This window comes from Pedobacter sp. AC212, assembly GCF_979258625.1.
Genome location: NZ_OZ409870.1, coordinates 2,737,879 through 2,752,750, shown reverse-complemented (window position 1 = coordinate 2,752,750; position 14,872 = coordinate 2,737,879). Strand labels below are relative to the sequence as shown.

At 36.7% G+C, this 14,872-nt stretch carries 14 protein-coding genes; 8 read left to right on the top strand and 6 right to left on the bottom strand.

All coding sequences use genetic code 11. The features are described from left to right. Positions 1 to 250: 250 nt before the first annotated feature. A complete protein-coding gene (locus ACZZZC_RS11950) occupies positions 251 to 1,273 on the top strand; it encodes a S66 peptidase family protein (protein ID WP_463486150.1) in 1,023 nt (340 codons plus the stop codon). A 49-nt stretch (positions 1,274 to 1,322) separates the two neighbouring features. Here ACZZZC_RS11950 and ACZZZC_RS11945 read toward each other — a convergent pair whose 3' ends face one another. Both ACZZZC_RS11945 and ACZZZC_RS11940 read right to left on the bottom strand, forming a co-directional pair. Beyond that, positions 1,323 to 2,639: a hypothetical protein gene (locus tag ACZZZC_RS11945; protein ID WP_056848809.1), complete on the bottom strand. Its 1,317-nt coding sequence runs from the start codon at positions 2,637 to 2,639 to the stop codon at positions 1,323 to 1,325. 156 nt (positions 2,640 to 2,795) lie between these two features. Beyond that, a complete protein-coding gene (locus ACZZZC_RS11940; protein ID WP_463486149.1) occupies positions 2,796 to 3,230 on the bottom strand; it encodes an Hsp20/alpha crystallin family protein in 435 nt (144 codons plus the stop codon). 67 nt (positions 3,231 to 3,297) lie between these two features. Here ACZZZC_RS11940 and ACZZZC_RS11935 point away from each other — a divergent pair, with 67 nt between their 5' ends. The 5 genes from ACZZZC_RS11935 (at position 3,298) to ACZZZC_RS11915 (ending at position 7,622) form a co-directional block, all read left to right on the top strand. Next, the gene (locus tag ACZZZC_RS11935; RefSeq protein WP_463486148.1) at positions 3,298 to 3,783 is read left to right on the top strand and encodes an acyl-CoA thioesterase; all 486 of its coding nucleotides are present in this window, start codon (positions 3,298 to 3,300) and stop codon (positions 3,781 to 3,783) included. Between the two features lie 258 nt (positions 3,784 to 4,041). Beyond that, the gene (gene lepA / locus ACZZZC_RS11930) at positions 4,042 to 5,829 is read left to right on the top strand and encodes a translation elongation factor 4 (protein ID WP_463487308.1); all 1,788 of its coding nucleotides are present in this window, start codon (positions 4,042 to 4,044) and stop codon (positions 5,827 to 5,829) included. Positions 5,830 to 5,916: 87 nt separating this feature from the next. Further along, positions 5,917 to 6,798, top strand: coding sequence for a bifunctional 5,10-methylenetetrahydrofolate dehydrogenase/5,10-methenyltetrahydrofolate cyclohydrolase (locus ACZZZC_RS11925; protein WP_463486147.1), 882 nt, complete (start codon positions 5,917 to 5,919; stop codon positions 6,796 to 6,798). Positions 6,799 to 6,938: 140 nt separating this feature from the next. After that, the gene (locus tag ACZZZC_RS11920) at positions 6,939 to 7,199 is read left to right on the top strand and encodes a DUF6364 family protein (protein ID WP_463486146.1); all 261 of its coding nucleotides are present in this window, start codon (positions 6,939 to 6,941) and stop codon (positions 7,197 to 7,199) included. Positions 7,200 to 7,202: 3 nt separating this feature from the next. Beyond that, the gene (locus ACZZZC_RS11915) at positions 7,203 to 7,622 is read left to right on the top strand and encodes a PIN domain-containing protein (RefSeq protein WP_463486145.1); all 420 of its coding nucleotides are present in this window, start codon (positions 7,203 to 7,205) and stop codon (positions 7,620 to 7,622) included. 146 nt (positions 7,623 to 7,768) lie between these two features. On the opposite strand, the gene ACZZZC_RS11910 is transcribed toward ACZZZC_RS11915, so the two are convergent. Next, a complete protein-coding gene (locus tag ACZZZC_RS11910; RefSeq protein WP_463486144.1) occupies positions 7,769 to 8,104 on the bottom strand; it encodes a Rieske (2Fe-2S) protein in 336 nt (111 codons plus the stop codon). Between the two features lie 106 nt (positions 8,105 to 8,210). Here ACZZZC_RS11910 and ACZZZC_RS11905 point away from each other — a divergent pair, with 106 nt between their 5' ends. Both ACZZZC_RS11905 and ACZZZC_RS11900 read left to right on the top strand, forming a co-directional pair. Next, positions 8,211 to 8,834 carry a 7-carboxy-7-deazaguanine synthase QueE gene (locus ACZZZC_RS11905; RefSeq protein ID WP_056848802.1) on the top strand — a complete coding sequence of 208 codons (624 nt, stop codon included), beginning with the start codon at positions 8,211 to 8,213 and terminating at the stop codon, positions 8,832 to 8,834. Positions 8,835 to 8,872: 38 nt separating this feature from the next. Beyond that, the gene (locus tag ACZZZC_RS11900; protein WP_463487307.1) at positions 8,873 to 10,759 is read left to right on the top strand and encodes an OmpA family protein; all 1,887 of its coding nucleotides are present in this window, start codon (positions 8,873 to 8,875) and stop codon (positions 10,757 to 10,759) included. A gap of 289 nt (positions 10,760 to 11,048) precedes the next feature. Here the strand turns inward: ACZZZC_RS11900 and ACZZZC_RS11895 are convergent, their stop codons facing one another. The 3 genes from ACZZZC_RS11895 to recQ all read right to left on the bottom strand — a co-directional run bounded on the left by ACZZZC_RS11895 (position 11,049) and on the right by recQ (position 14,856). Then, positions 11,049 to 11,765: a YqjF family protein gene (locus tag ACZZZC_RS11895; protein WP_463486142.1), complete on the bottom strand. Its 717-nt coding sequence runs from the start codon at positions 11,763 to 11,765 to the stop codon at positions 11,049 to 11,051. A 2-nt stretch (positions 11,766 to 11,767) separates the two neighbouring features. Next, positions 11,768 to 12,580, bottom strand: coding sequence for a 3-deoxy-8-phosphooctulonate synthase (gene kdsA / locus ACZZZC_RS11890; RefSeq protein ID WP_463486141.1), 813 nt, complete (start codon positions 12,578 to 12,580; stop codon positions 11,768 to 11,770). A gap of 86 nt (positions 12,581 to 12,666) precedes the next feature. Next, a complete protein-coding gene (gene recQ / locus ACZZZC_RS11885; protein WP_463488239.1) occupies positions 12,667 to 14,856 on the bottom strand; it encodes a DNA helicase RecQ in 2,190 nt (729 codons plus the stop codon). Between the last annotated feature and the right edge of the window lie 16 nt (positions 14,857 to 14,872).

The following is a 14,872-nucleotide window of genomic DNA, read 5'->3' as shown; positions in this document are numbered from 1 at the left end:
ATCAAGTGTATTAGTTATATCGATTGAACTTTAAACCTAATGCCCAAATCGGGTAGCAAAAAATAATTTCATCAAACATCAAACTTTTTATTTTATCAGGGGTTATCTATATAATTCACATTATACTAATCTTTTACAGATTAATTTGTTTGGTTTAAAAAAGGGATTTATGGATATAGATCCCTTTTCTTTTGAGCAAAAATTATTTACTTTATATTAGCTTTTTATATCAATCACTTCCTTAAACCAGATGAACAGAAAAAAATTCCTTTCCTCTTTTATTGCAGGTGCTACCGTAATGCCCATTTTTAAAAGCTTCGGCAATAGTATTGAAAGTGAAACTTCATCATTTAAGATACCACCATATTTAAATCGCGGCGATTGGATTGGAATAACAAGTCCGGCTGGTTTTATCACTACGGAACAAGTGCAGCCTTCAATTTTGCAGATGCAAAGCTGGGGTTTCCAAATAAAAATAGGTGAAACAATTGGAAAACGTGATTTCACTTACGGCGGCACAGATGAGGAAAGATTGAAGGATTTCCAAACGATGTTGGACGACCCTAATATAAAAGCCATCATGTGTGCCCGGGGCGGATATGGCTTCGTCAGAATCATTGATCAACTAGATTTTTCATCATTTAAAAAAAATCCAAAATGGATTATCGGATTTAGTGATATCACTGTTTTACATTGCCACCTAGCCAAAAACTATGGCATTGCTTCTATTCACTCCAAAATGTGTAACAGTTTTCCAGATGATTGGACGAAAGCAGAACCCATTCAGATCGAAACCATCTTATCAATAAAAAATGCCTTAATTGGAGCACCAATGGGATATTCAGCCCCCACAAACATGAATAATAAACCAGGAAGCGTAGAAGGAGTTTTAGTTGGTGGAAATCTTAGTATTATTGAAACACTGTCTGGCAGTGATTCCGATTTGGACACCAAAGATAAAATTCTCTTTATTGAAGATACAGGTGAATACCTTTACAGCATCGATAGGATGTTATGGAACTTGAAACGTAGCGGTAAACTAAAAAACCTGAAAGGTTTGATAATCGGAGGTTTCAAAGTTAAACCAGATGATACTGGCGAAGAGTTTGGCAAAACTATTTATGAGATAGTGTTGGAAAAAGTTAAAAACTACAACTACCCGATCGCATTTGACTTCCCTGTAGGGCATCAACGAAATAATTTTGCACTAAAATGTGGCGCAAACCATAGTTTGAGAGTTACTGAAACAGGAACTACCCTTCAAAGCCTTTAATAATCATTTACGATATCAAAGTAGAGATCCCGGAGATGATAGCGTAAGACTAAACGGTTTTTACTTCATCTTCACTGTAATCTTTAATATCGGTGATGTAACCGTTAACTAAAAGGAAATCAAAAAGTGGCTTTGCCTCAGGCGTAACAGGCATATTCGAAGTTGTAATTACTTCATTTGTTTTTTTATCTAAAAACGGATAGGCAAACAAACGAACATTTGTATTGAACATGTCGTTAACATAACTCAATAACTGACCAGAATAATTTTCACCTTTAAAATTTGTAGAGTTAAAAACGAACTTCAAGTTGTTAATGTTGGTAGCAAGGCCAACACTTTTTGGCTTACAACGAGCCAAATACTTAGCTAACCGATTATGACGAGTGAAATTTGAAACGATCACAATATTTCCAGTATCGCACATTTCTTGCGTACGTTTAGCAACCGATTCTAAATCAATATGGTCTGGAGTTTCTTGTTCATCCGTTAAAACATTGGTCAATAAAACCTCAATCATAACAGCAATATTTCCCTCTTCTACTTTATTGGTTCGTTTAAATTGCTCTGTAGCCTTGTTAAATAGATTGAAATTTGGTAATGATTTCTGACCATATTTGGTTCGCAAAATCATGATGTCCTTTTTGTACAATAAATCTTTAGCTTGGCGTGGGTGAGTATCTGCGTCAAAAATAGCTGCCGCAGAAAAATCTTTCATAATCATGTATAAATTAAGTAAGATATTATCTACCCCAGGAAATGCCGGTCCCTTAACCGAGATTAAATCTATTTCAACCGAACCGATCGTTAAATTATCAGCTAGAGATTCAACCATTAATTTTGGATCTTCATTAAGATAGAAGGCTGCATAAACCAAATTAACGCCAATAATACCAAGCACACGCTGTTGCATATTTACATCGGTATCAAGCAAGCGAACATGGAAAAATATTTCATTTGGAGCACCACCTGGCTCGTTTTGGAATCGAAGTCCTACCCAGCCGTGAGGTTCATTTGTACGTTTATAATTTAGTGTGGTAACTGTATCGGCAAAAGCAAAAAATGTTCTACTCTCATATTTTTCGCCCGATAATCTTTCGTTAAGTAGGCCAAATTCATGATCGAGCATTTGCAAAAGTCTATTCTGGCTCACATAACGACCATTAGTTTCAGCACCATAAATCGCATCGCTAAAAGTCATATCATAGGCCGACATCGTTTTTGCAACGGTTCCGGAAGCTGCACCAGCGTTAAAAAAATTCCTTGAAACTTCTTGCCCTGCACCAATTTCGGCAAAAGTACCGTATATCCTTGGGTCAAGATTAATTTTAAGTGCTTTACGTTTAGTATCCAGAATTTCTCTTTCCATGGCGCAAAAGTACAAAAAAATGACGTTAGGCTAACTTGATGTTTCAACTTAAAATCAATCTAAATATAAAAAATAAGGTTAACGTCATCCAACGTTAACCTTATAAAACCTAAACTTAAACTATTATGAAAAACCCTCTTTCGAGAATATTTTGTTCTACGATACTACAATTTCTTTGTGTTGTAATTTAGTATCGTCTTTTTTGCCGATGTTAATTACCAAAATACCATCTTTATATTCTGCGGTAATTTTTTCACCATCTGCAGTTTCTGGTAAATTAAATGATCTGGCAAACGAGCTAAAATCAAATTCTTTACGGGTATAATCTTTGGCAATTTGTGTTTCGTCTTTTTTAACTTCTGCCCAAACAGAAAGCGTATCTTTTTTTAAGTTGATTTGAAAATCTTCTTTCTTCAAACCTGGTGCCGCCAACTCAATTACATATGCAGTCACATTTTCATGAATGTTAACGTTTGGCGATTTATCAACCATTTTGTTTTTACTTACTGCTTCACTAAACAATGAATCAAAAACATTGTTAAAGTAAGGTGCTGTGTTGCGGGTTCTGTTGTTAAAATTTACAAGTGTCATATCTTTAATTTTATTTTTTTAATCTGATATCAGTCGTTATTCAACTTACATACCAAACCAAATTTTTATGATTTTTAAGACATTTTGGCAAAATAAATCGAAATCAAAAGACAAATTGTCAGAAATACGTGATTTTTCCGACAAATTCAACTATAAAACGAACATTCATCTTCGTTTTGTTGATTTTGATTTAATGGGCCATGTGAATAATTCAGTATACTTTACCTACTTGGAAATTGCGAGAACTAAGTATTGGGAAGAAATTGTAAAGTGGGATTGGAATAAAACTGGAATCGTCATTGCTCATGCTGAACTGGATTATATCCTGCCGATTGTGATGAATGATAAAATAGCTGTTCATGTGAAAACATCACGAATTGGCAATACAAGCTTTGACTTGGAGTACCAAATTGTAAAACTAAAGGGAACCGAGGAAGTAATTTGCAGTAAAGGAAAAACAGTCTGCATAGCGGTTGACACTAACACAAAAAGACCAACTATAATACCTGAGGCTGAAAAGCAAAAAATGTTGACTTTTGAGCAGCTAATTTAATATATCGTATGCTTTAGCAATTAAATTCAATGGTAACTAGGCATTTTATATGCTATTAATTGAGATTGCTCCTTCGAAATAACCGAATTTTTTTCGGGAAATAAGATAACGAAACGACTAAACATTTTTGCTCCTGATCGGAAGAAATCATTAATTTTCTAATCAGCAAATACTACCTTGTTTTATAAAAAAATTGGCCGATTTGCATTCCATTTTCGACGGTAAATTTTCCATTTAAAAACATATCTTTGCGCAAAGATGAAGCATATACGTAATTTTTGCATTATTGCACATATCGACCATGGCAAGAGCACTTTGGCTGATAGGTTATTAGAATATACAGCGACAATTTCGCAGCGTGAAGCGCAGGCGCAATTGCTCGATAATATGGATTTGGAGCGTGAGCGAGGCATAACGATTAAAAGTCATGCCATACAAATGAACTATAAGGTTGGAGATATTGAATATAACTTTAACTTGATTGATACCCCTGGACACGTCGATTTCTCTTATGAAGTTTCGCGTTCTATCGCTGCTTGCGAAGGCGCTTTATTAATTGTAGATGCTTCGCAAGGGATTCAGGCACAAACCATTTCGAATTTGTATCTAGCTTTAGAACACGACCTCGAAATTATTCCAATCTTAAACAAAATGGATTTGCCTGGGGCGATGCCTGAGGAAGTCAAAGATCAGATTATTGATTTAATTGGCTGCAAACGCGAAGATATTATTCCTGCATCGGGGAAAACTGGCTTAGGAATTCCCGATATTATTCAAGCCATTGTAGATCGTGTTCCAGCACCTGTTGGCGATCCTGAAGCACCGTTACAAGCCTTAATTTTCGACTCGGTTTTTAACTCTTTTAGAGGAATTATCGCTTATTACAAAGTGGTAAACGGCGAGATTAAAAAAGGCGATAAGGTTAAGTTTATCAATACAGGAAAGGAATATCTTGCTGATGAGGTAGGAATTTTGAAACTAGATATGGCACCACGGAGCGTGGTTAAAACCGGAGATGTGGGTTATATCATTTCAGGGATAAAAGAAGCCAGAGAAGTGAAAGTTGGTGATACTATTACAACGACTGCCAGACCTTCTTTAGATGCAATTCAAGGTTTTGAAGAAGTTAAACCAATGGTTTTCGCCGGGATTTATCCTGTTGATACCGATGAATTCGAAGAACTTCGTGAAGCAATGCACAAGCTGCAGCTGAATGATGCATCTATCGTATTTGAACCTGAAAGTTCGGCAGCCTTAGGCTTCGGTTTCCGTTGTGGATTTTTGGGAATGTTGCACATGGAGATCATTCAAGAGCGTTTAGAGCGTGAATTTGACATGACGGTAATTACAACCGTTCCTAACGTATCCTACATCGCTCATACTACAAAAGGAGATGAGATTTTTGTAAACAATCCATCAGACCTCCCTGATCCGAGCAAACTGGATTCTGTTGAGGAACCATTTATCAAAGCCAATATTATTACTAAAGCCGATTTTGTCGGACCTGTAATGTCACTCTGTATTCAGAAAAGAGGAATGATTGTAAATCAATCCTACTTGACTTCCGATCGGGTTGAACTGGTTTTCGAAATGCCAATGGGCGAGATTGTTTTCGACTTTTATGATAAGTTAAAAACCATTTCAAAGGGCTACGCATCTTTCGATTATCACCAGGTGGGTTACCGCAAATCAGATCTGGTTCGTTTAGATATGTTAATTAATGATGAACCGGTTGATGCCCTTTCTTCACTCATTCACAGAAGTAACGCTTACGATTTCGGAAAGAAAATTTGTGAAAAGCTAAGAGAATTAATTCCTCGTCAACAGTTCGAAATTAAAATTCAAGCCTCTATTGGCGCAAAAGTGATCGCTCGTGAAACACTCAGTGCTTTACGTAAAGATGTTACAGCTAAATGTTACGGTGGTGATATTTCCCGGAAGCGTAAATTATTAGAGAAACAGAAAAAAGGCAAAAAACGCATGCGCCAGGTTGGAAACGTAGAAATTCCACAAAGTGCATTTATGGCGGTTTTGAAATTGGATTAAAAATTAGATATGAGATAATAGGCATGAGACATTAGACCATTTGTTCGATCTCAGATCTTAAATCTCACTTTTCACATCTCTTCAACAATGAAATTATTAGACGGTAAATACGTATCAGAAAAAGTTAAAGTTCAGATTGCTGAAGAAGCTGCAGAATTTTTAAATAGCAATGGACGCAAGCCTCATTTGGTTGCCATTTTAGTGGGCAACGATGGCGGAAGCGAAACCTATGTGGCCAGTAAAATGAAAAACTGCGAGAAGGTGGGTTTCAAATCTTCACTTCACCGTTATGATAATTCGGTTACTGAAGCTGAATTATTGACTAAAATCGAAGAAATTAATCAAGATGCTGATGTTGATGGATTAATTGTCCAGCTCCCTTTACCAAAACATATAGACCCTGAGAAAGTTACGGAAGCTATTGATTACCGTAAAGATGTCGATGGTTTTCATCCTGTAAACTTGGGCAGAATGATGCGTAATCTACCCTGCTTCATCCCTGCTACACCTTATGGAATTTTGTTGATGTTACAGGAATATAACATTAATACCTCTGGGATGCACTGTGTAGTAGTAGGAAGAAGTAATATCGTTGGCAGTCCGATGAGTATTTTAATGGCCCGGAATGCAAACCCAGGCAACTGCACAGTTACGCTTACGCATTCCCGCACAAAGGATTTAAAAGAACAGGTTTTACAAGCCGATATTATTATTGCGGCAATTGGTAAAAAGAATTTCATCACCGCCGACATGGTAAAACCGGGCGCTATAATTATTGATGTGGGCATCAACCGTGAAACATCTACTGAAACAAAATCTGGTTTCAAATTATATGGAGATGTAGATTTCGAAAACGTAGCGCCAATTTCATCTTACATTACACCTGTTCCCGGTGGAGTCGGTTTAATGACGATTGTAGGTTTGTTGAAGAATACATTAGCATCAGCCAGGAAAGAAATTTATTCTTAAAGCTGAAAGCTTAAACGCCAAAGCGAAAAATCCACGGTTCAAAAATAATTAAAAGCAATTCAAATAATGGATTGCTTTTTTACGTGTAAATATTTTTTATTATACGTAAAATAATTATATTTGATTATAAATATAATGTTATGGATTCGAAACTAACTCTAAGCTTTAACCAAGACGTAGTAACAAAGGCTAAGAAATACGCTGCTGATAACAATATTAGCCTATCGCGTTTAATTGAGCATTTGTTAACTCAAGTTACTTCCAGTGATTATAAATCACTAGAAGATTACCCCATTTCTGATTGGGTAAGTATGGTTGCAGAGGGCGAAGTAGAATATAAAAAAACCGTTAAGGCTGGCCGCAAAGCATCAAAAGATGAGTTCTTTTCTTCTAAAAAATAATCGATGAAGATATTTTTAGATGCAAACGTTTTAGTTTCAGTTTTGAATAAAGAATATCCCCTTTTTACTTATTCTTCAAGGATTTTAAGTTTGGCATCTCATCCAAAATTTGAAGTTTATACTTCGCCACTTTGCCTAGCAATTGCTTTTTACTTTGCAGAAAAAAAACATAAATCACTGTTAGCGAAACAGAAAATCGATTTGCTCTGTCAACATATTAAAATTGCTGAAAACTTATCAAAAGGTGTTTCAGATACACTTGCAAACAAGTCTATTCATGATTTTGAAGATGGATTAGAATATTATGCTGCTGAATCTGTTAACTGTAAATGCATCATTACCGAAGATGTTGATGATTTCTATTTTGCTGAGATAGAAGTTTTAAATTGTCAAGAGTTTTTTAAAAGGTATTTACTAAACTGATTTAACCACAGATGGACACAGATAAACACAGATTTGTTAGCAACGAAAACACAGAAGTTAAGCTCGTTTCTATTCATTAAGGTTTCGGTGGCTAATATTTTTGCTTAACTCTATCTGTGTCCATCCTTTTTTATCTGTGGTTAAACTTATTCCCAAAGTTTACTCCACCAACCTTCTTCAAAACCAATATACAAGCCATCTTCTCTCAACTCACTTGGATAAATGTCAATATAATCGCCCTGACCCTCCGCACCTCTTCCGGTTTCCAAACTGTATTCATAGCGATGTATCGGACAGATCAGATGACCATTCTTGCACCAACCACCAGAAAAGTGGCCGCCAGCATGTGGGCAAGAAGATTGGGTTACCACAATTTTTTCTTCATTATTGATTACGCAGAGTTGTTTGCCATTAACCTCAAGGGTCTTTATTGAATTGGCATTCGGGATTTGATTAGTATTTAGCGCTTTGAACCACTTCATCCAGCTAAAATAACTATTTAAATATCAGTCTTATTTCATCTTTACATTAATTTTTAAAAGAGGAACCGCTACACCGTATTTTTTTAAGATATTTGCATCCTCAAAAATGAAACAAGATATACCAGAAGACGGCACATTACTTCCTTTAATGGAAGAGTTCTATACTATACAGGGCGAAGGATTCAACACCGGAAAAGCAGCTTATTTTATCCGCTTAGGTGGTTGTGATGTGGGATGCCACTGGTGCGATGTGAAAGAAAGCTGGGACGCTGAAATGCATCCCTTAACTCCTGCTGATGTAATTGTAGAAAATGCAGATAAGTTCCCAGGCAAAGCTGTGGTAATTACTGGCGGTGAACCACTTATTTACAATCTTGACTACCTCACTCAAAAACTTAGAGATAGAGGTATCTTAACATTTATTGAAACTTCGGGTGCTTATCCTCTTTCAGGCCATTGGGATTGGATCTGTTTATCACCAAAGAAATTTAAAGCACCCAGACCCGATATTACCCCTTTCGCCCACGAGTTGAAAGTTATTGTTTTTAATAAAAGTGATTTTAAATGGGCAGAGGAATATGCGGCAATGGTATCGCCAACCTGTAAGCTTTATCTTCAGCCAGAGTGGTCAAAATCCAAGGAAATTACCCCAATGATTATTGAGTACGTAATGGCTAACCCGAAATGGGAGATCTCTTTGCAAACGCATAAATTTTTAAATATTCCTTAAATAGTCTACATTAGCTTTGATCACCAAATGTTGATGTAATGAAATACTGGTTTCTCTTATTCTTTAGTATATCAGTTGTTTTCTGTTATGCTCAAAGTTCACCTAACAGAAAAGCACAAACTTTTTTCGAAAAGGCAGGACCATACATTGAGAAATTAGATTATGCATCTGCTGAGCAAGTTTTGAAAAGTGCTGTTGAGGCAGATCCCCTATTTCAAAATGCATTCGCCTTACTCGGCGGCGTTTACAAAGCGCAAAAGAAATATCCAGATGCTAAAGTCGCTTACCAAAAAGCATTACTGATCAATAAAAATGTAGCTCCTGAAGTGATGTATGGCTTAGCCGAGATGGAATTTGCCACACAAGAATACGATCAGGCAAAAAAACATTTTAATGAATTCTTATTATTAGATAATTCTTCTGACCGGGGAAAACGAGCAAGGAAATACTTAATGGACTGTGATTTTGCATCCCTTGAAATTAAAAAGCCCGTGAAGTACGCACCAGCTAATCTAGGAGATGGCGTTAATACAAACGACTCAGAGTATTTCCCTGCTTTAACAGCCAATGGAGAAACATTGGTATTTACACGCCTAACGAACGGGAACGAAGACTTTTGGACTTCTCAATTCAAGAATAATTCATGGAATTTAGCTACGCCTTTATCAGCCAACATTAATACGACTAGATATAATGAAGGCGCTCAAACGATATCTCCAGATGGAAAATATTTATTTTTTACGGGATGTAATCGCCCAGATGGGCTGGGTCGATGTGATATTTATGTTTCTCACCGTGAAGGCAAAGATTGGGGCGAACCTTATAATATTGGCAAACCTGTAAATTCTGAATATTGGGAGTCGCAACCTGCAATTAGTCCAGATGGTAGAACTTTATATTTCATCAGCAACCGTCCCGGCGGTTCGGGAGGCTACGATATCTGGAAAAGCACTATTACTGATGATGCCAAATGGGGACCTGCTATAAATCTTGGTCCTGAAATAAATACAATTTACGATGAAAACACCCCCTTCCTACACGCTGATGGAAAGACACTTTACTTTTCCTCAGATGGATGGCCAGGTTTTGGAAACAAAGATATTTACTACAGCAGAATGGATGTTGGAGGAAAGTTTCAAAAACCTGTTAATATTGGCTATCCAATAAATTCATTTGATGATGAGAGCGGTTTAATTGTTAGTGCTGATGGAAACATGGGAATGTTTTCCTCTAACCTAAAAGACGGCTTCGGTGGTCAGGATATTTATAGTTTCGGTTTGCCGGAAATTGCGAAACCAATGAAAGTTTCTTATGTTAAAGGAATTGTGAGAGATAAGGACACCAAGAAAACGATAGAAAGCAATGTTCAGGTTATCGATTTAAAATCAAACAATACACTTTTTGATGACTATACCGACCCCGAAACTGGCCAGTTTCTAGCTGTTATGCCTATCGGAAGTAATTATCTTTTCAATGTTAATGCAGAAGGTTATTTGTTTTATTCTGAAAACTTTGAATTAAAGGCTGGCGATATTAACAAGCCCTACCAAATAGAAGTTTACATCGAAAAAATTAAACAAGGTGGAAATGTAACTTTGAGAAATATTTTCTTCGACACTAATAAGTACAATCTTTTGCCGGCATCAATTAGAGAACTGGATTTATTGATTGAGTTCTTAAATCAAAATCCAACGGTCGATATCGAAATTCAAGGTCATACAGATAATATAGGGGATGCTAAATTGAACGAAAAGTTATCACTTAATCGGGCAAATGCCGTTTATGAGTATTTATTAAAAAACAATATTGAAGCCAAAAGACTCACGTTTAAAGGATTTGGGGCAAATAAACCAATTGCAGATAATAAAACCGAGCTCGGGCGAAAAAGCAATAGAAGAACATCATTTTTGATAACTAAAATTTAATTTTTAATAGAAAACAAAATCTGTCTTGGATTATTAGAAAGGCATGAGCTGTTTGTCAACAGATTTTTCGTTCCACTACCATTGACGTTTTTAACTTTCCGTCATTGCCTGCCTGCGGCAGGCTGGCGAAATCGACTTTTCACCGATTGAACCTACAGCGAAGTGCGTTTGCCACAATCCCATTTGTGGCATTATTTTATCAAGTGAGATTGCCTCGAAACTATTAAAAATAGTTTCTCGCAATGACGACCGGTTTATAGCGAACTAGCCTATGAAAATACTATTACTGCTAAAACTTCTTCCCTTTCAAAACCCTAATTTCTGAGCCTTCTGCGAGCATTACTGAATCTGGTTCAGCATGGTTAAGAAAAGCGAAATCACTTCCGTAATTAATCCCAAAATCAACTTCAATTTTGTATTGTTTAACTGGGTAAGCTTCCCAGCGTGGATGTTCTACGCCATATTCAGAAGTTCTATTCAATCCAATCTTGGTATAACCCCAATAATGTTCGGTAATGAATTCTTCTTCGCTGCCCACAACAATTTCCTCAGCTTTTGATGAAGCGGTAACAGAAAACTTATTCCAGGTTTTGTTCTTCCAAAGATAATCCACTTCAAGCTGATGTTCCTGCTCAATCCAAACATGTTTCATCGGCAAGGTCTGGTAGTTCTCTTTGTAAACTGTATTTGCCACAAAGGTGATGGCTGGCAACGGCACAATTTCTTTTATAAAAACAACGCCCCTCTTCCACTCATCACCGTCTTGGTACTTAACGTAAAAACGAAGATTAACTTCTTCAAAATTGGTATGAAACGGGATATTAAAGCCTCTCAATTTTACATCTACGAACATAAAACCAACTAAGCTCACATAATATTTACCTTGCCAATCATCCAATTCTGTATTGGGCGGTATGTATTTCGAAAGCACAGCCTTATCCACAGCATATTGTGCCAAAGCAAGTTTTCGCCATTCGGCAGTAAGAAATACCTTTGAGTTTATCATTTTTAAAGAATAGCCTGCCTAATCCGGATTAACCTGGTTAAAGTTTCTTCCAATAAATCTAAGTGCAACATATTAGCCCCATCTGATTTTGCATTTGCTGGATCTGGGTGAGTTTCGATAAACAAGCCATCTGCACCAACTGCAATGGCAGCTTTAGCAATGGTTAAAATTAACTCGGGTTTACCTCCAGTTACACCACTCGCCTGATTTGGTTGCTGTAACGAATGCGTACAATCCATCACAACGGGAACACCGAAGCTTTGCATTTCGGGTAAACCCCGATAATCAACAATTAAATCCTGGTAGCCAAAAGTATTTCCCCTATCCGTTAAAATTACTTTTTCGTTCCCAGCTTCCCGCACTTTTTCAACTGCAAATTTCATTGAACCAGCAGAAAGAAATTGACCTTTTTTTACATTAACTACTTTATCAGTTTCGGCAGCAGCAATCAACAAGTCAGTCTGGCGACACAAAAAAGCAGGGATCTGCAAAACGTCTACATATGCAGCAGCCATTGCAGCCTCACCACTTTCGTGAATATCTGTAACGGTAGGCACGCCAAATTCGCGACCAATACGCTCCAAAATCCTTAGGGCTTTTTCATCGCCAATCCCAGTAAAAGAGCTGCCTTTGCTCCTATTTGCTTTGCGATAAGAACCCTTGAAGATGTAAGGGATTTTAAGTTTATCTGTAATCGTTATAATCTTTTCAGCAATGCGCATGGCGATATCTTCACCTTCTATTGCACATGGACCAGCCATCAAAAAGAAATTTCCGGATTCTGTATTTTTTATTTTATCTAAATAGTTTAGCATAATTGAGATTTGAGACTTGAGATTTGAGATTTGAGATTTCAAACGTCAACCGTCTAAAATCTAGTCTCTTTATCTCAAATCTAATTTTAGTTCCCTAGTTCTGACATGAATTTTATTCGCATCAATTGGATTTCTTCGCGTGTATAGTCAGTTTCGCCAAGTTCGTTAAGTGCTTCATCGATCGAATCGCTTTCGGCAGCACGGAAGTAATCAAAAACCTCATCTTGTCTATCATCATCAATGACTTCATCAATAAAATAGTTTAGATTAAGCTTAGTGCCCGAGTTTACAATTGATTCTACCTCCTTTAAAATCTCTTCGTAAGTAATTCCTTTTGAATCCGCAATATCTTCTAAACCAATCTGTCTATCAATATTTTGAATAATAGAAACTTTCATTTGCGATTTATTGGCTTGAGTTTTTATAATCAAATCAATTGGTCGCTCAATGTCGTTATCTTCTACATATTTCTTAATTAACTCAATAAAAGGGCTACCAAATTTCATTGCTTTACCAGAGCCAACACCATGTATCTGTCGAAGTTCTTCCATTGTAATGGGATAATGCGTACACATTTCCTCCAAAGATGGATCTTGAAAAACAACAAAGGGTGGAACACTTTTTTGCTTGGCAATTTTTTTACGTAAATCTTTTAGCAGCTGTAGCAAGTGGGTATCTAATGCTCCAGGACCTTGTTTTACATCATCATCATCATCATCTGCGCCCGTTTCAATCGGTTCATTTAAGATAAATTTCAAGCTGTAAGGATTGATAATAAAGTCTCTTCCTTGTTTAGTTAGCTTTAATAAACCGTAATTATCAATATCTTTAAAAAGGTAATTATTTAGAACGGCCTGGCGGATAACTGATTTCCAAAACAGAATTCCTTCTTCTTTACCGATTCCGAATTCTGGAACTTTGCGATGCTCGTAAGCAATGGTTTGTGCTGTTTCTAAGCCCAAAAACACGTTTAGTAAATGTGCATCGTCAAACTTCTCGCCTGTTTTTTCGATGAATTTTAACAAGGTTGATAGCTGCTCTTCCGCATCGAATTGTTTTTTAGGTTTTTTGCAGTTATCGCACATGCAATTGCAACCTGTTTCATTAAAATTTTCTCCAAAATAATGAAGTATCTGCTTACGCCGGCAAACGCCAGATTCAGCATAATCAATAACTTCTTTTAAAATTTGTGTACCAATTTCGCGTTCAGAAACCGGCTTATCTTTCATAAATTTAGCAAGCTTATCTACGTCTTTTTGAGCGTAGAAAGCAATACAAACTCCTTCGCCCCCATCACGGCCAGCTCTACCAGTTTCCTGGTAATAACCCTCCATACTTTTAGGCACATCGTGATGGATAACGAAACGAACGTCAGGTTTATCTATCCCCATACCAAAAGCAATTGTCGCTACAATCACTTCTGCATCTTCCATCAAAAAGCGATCTTGTGTTTCAGCTCTAATTTTCGGTTCTAAACCAGCATGATATGGCAAAGCACTAATTCCATTAAGGTTTAGCGCTTCTGCAACTTCTTCTACTTTTTTTCGACTGAGACAATAAATGATTCCTGATTTCCCTGGATTAGATTTAATATACTTTATGATTTCTTTAGTGATATCCCTTTTTGGGCGGATTTCATAAAATAGGTTGGGCCTATTAAATGACGATTTAAATAGTGTAGCCTCGGTCATGCCAAGGTTTTTCATAATATCTTGCTGAACTTTTGGTGTGGCAGTAGCTGTTAAAGCTATAATAGGAATATTATTGCCCAAGCCTCCAATCACCTGCTTTATTTTACGGTATTCAGGTCTGAAATCATGACCCCATTCCGATATACAATGCGCTTCATCAACCGCGACAAAAGAGATTTTTATTAAATTCAGGAACTCGATATTATCTTGTTTAGCCAGCGACTCTGGCGCAACATATAACAACTTCGTCTGGCCACTTAAAAGATCAGACTTAACTTGTGTAATTTCAGACTTATTTAAAGATGAGTTAAGAAAGTGTGCGATACTATCATTTCCACCAAATGCCCTTAATTGATCCACCTGGTTTTTCATTAATGCAATTAGAGGAGAAATTACAATCGCCGTTCCTTCGCTCATTAATGCTGGCAATTGATAGCAAATAGACTTTCCTCCGCCGGTTGGCATAATAACGAAAGTATTATTGCCTTCTAATATATTTGTTATGATCGACTCCTGATCACCTTTGAAATTATCAAACCCAAAGAAATTTTGTAGGTTATCAAATAACGACTTTTTCACGTCCATTTTGTGTAATAAAATA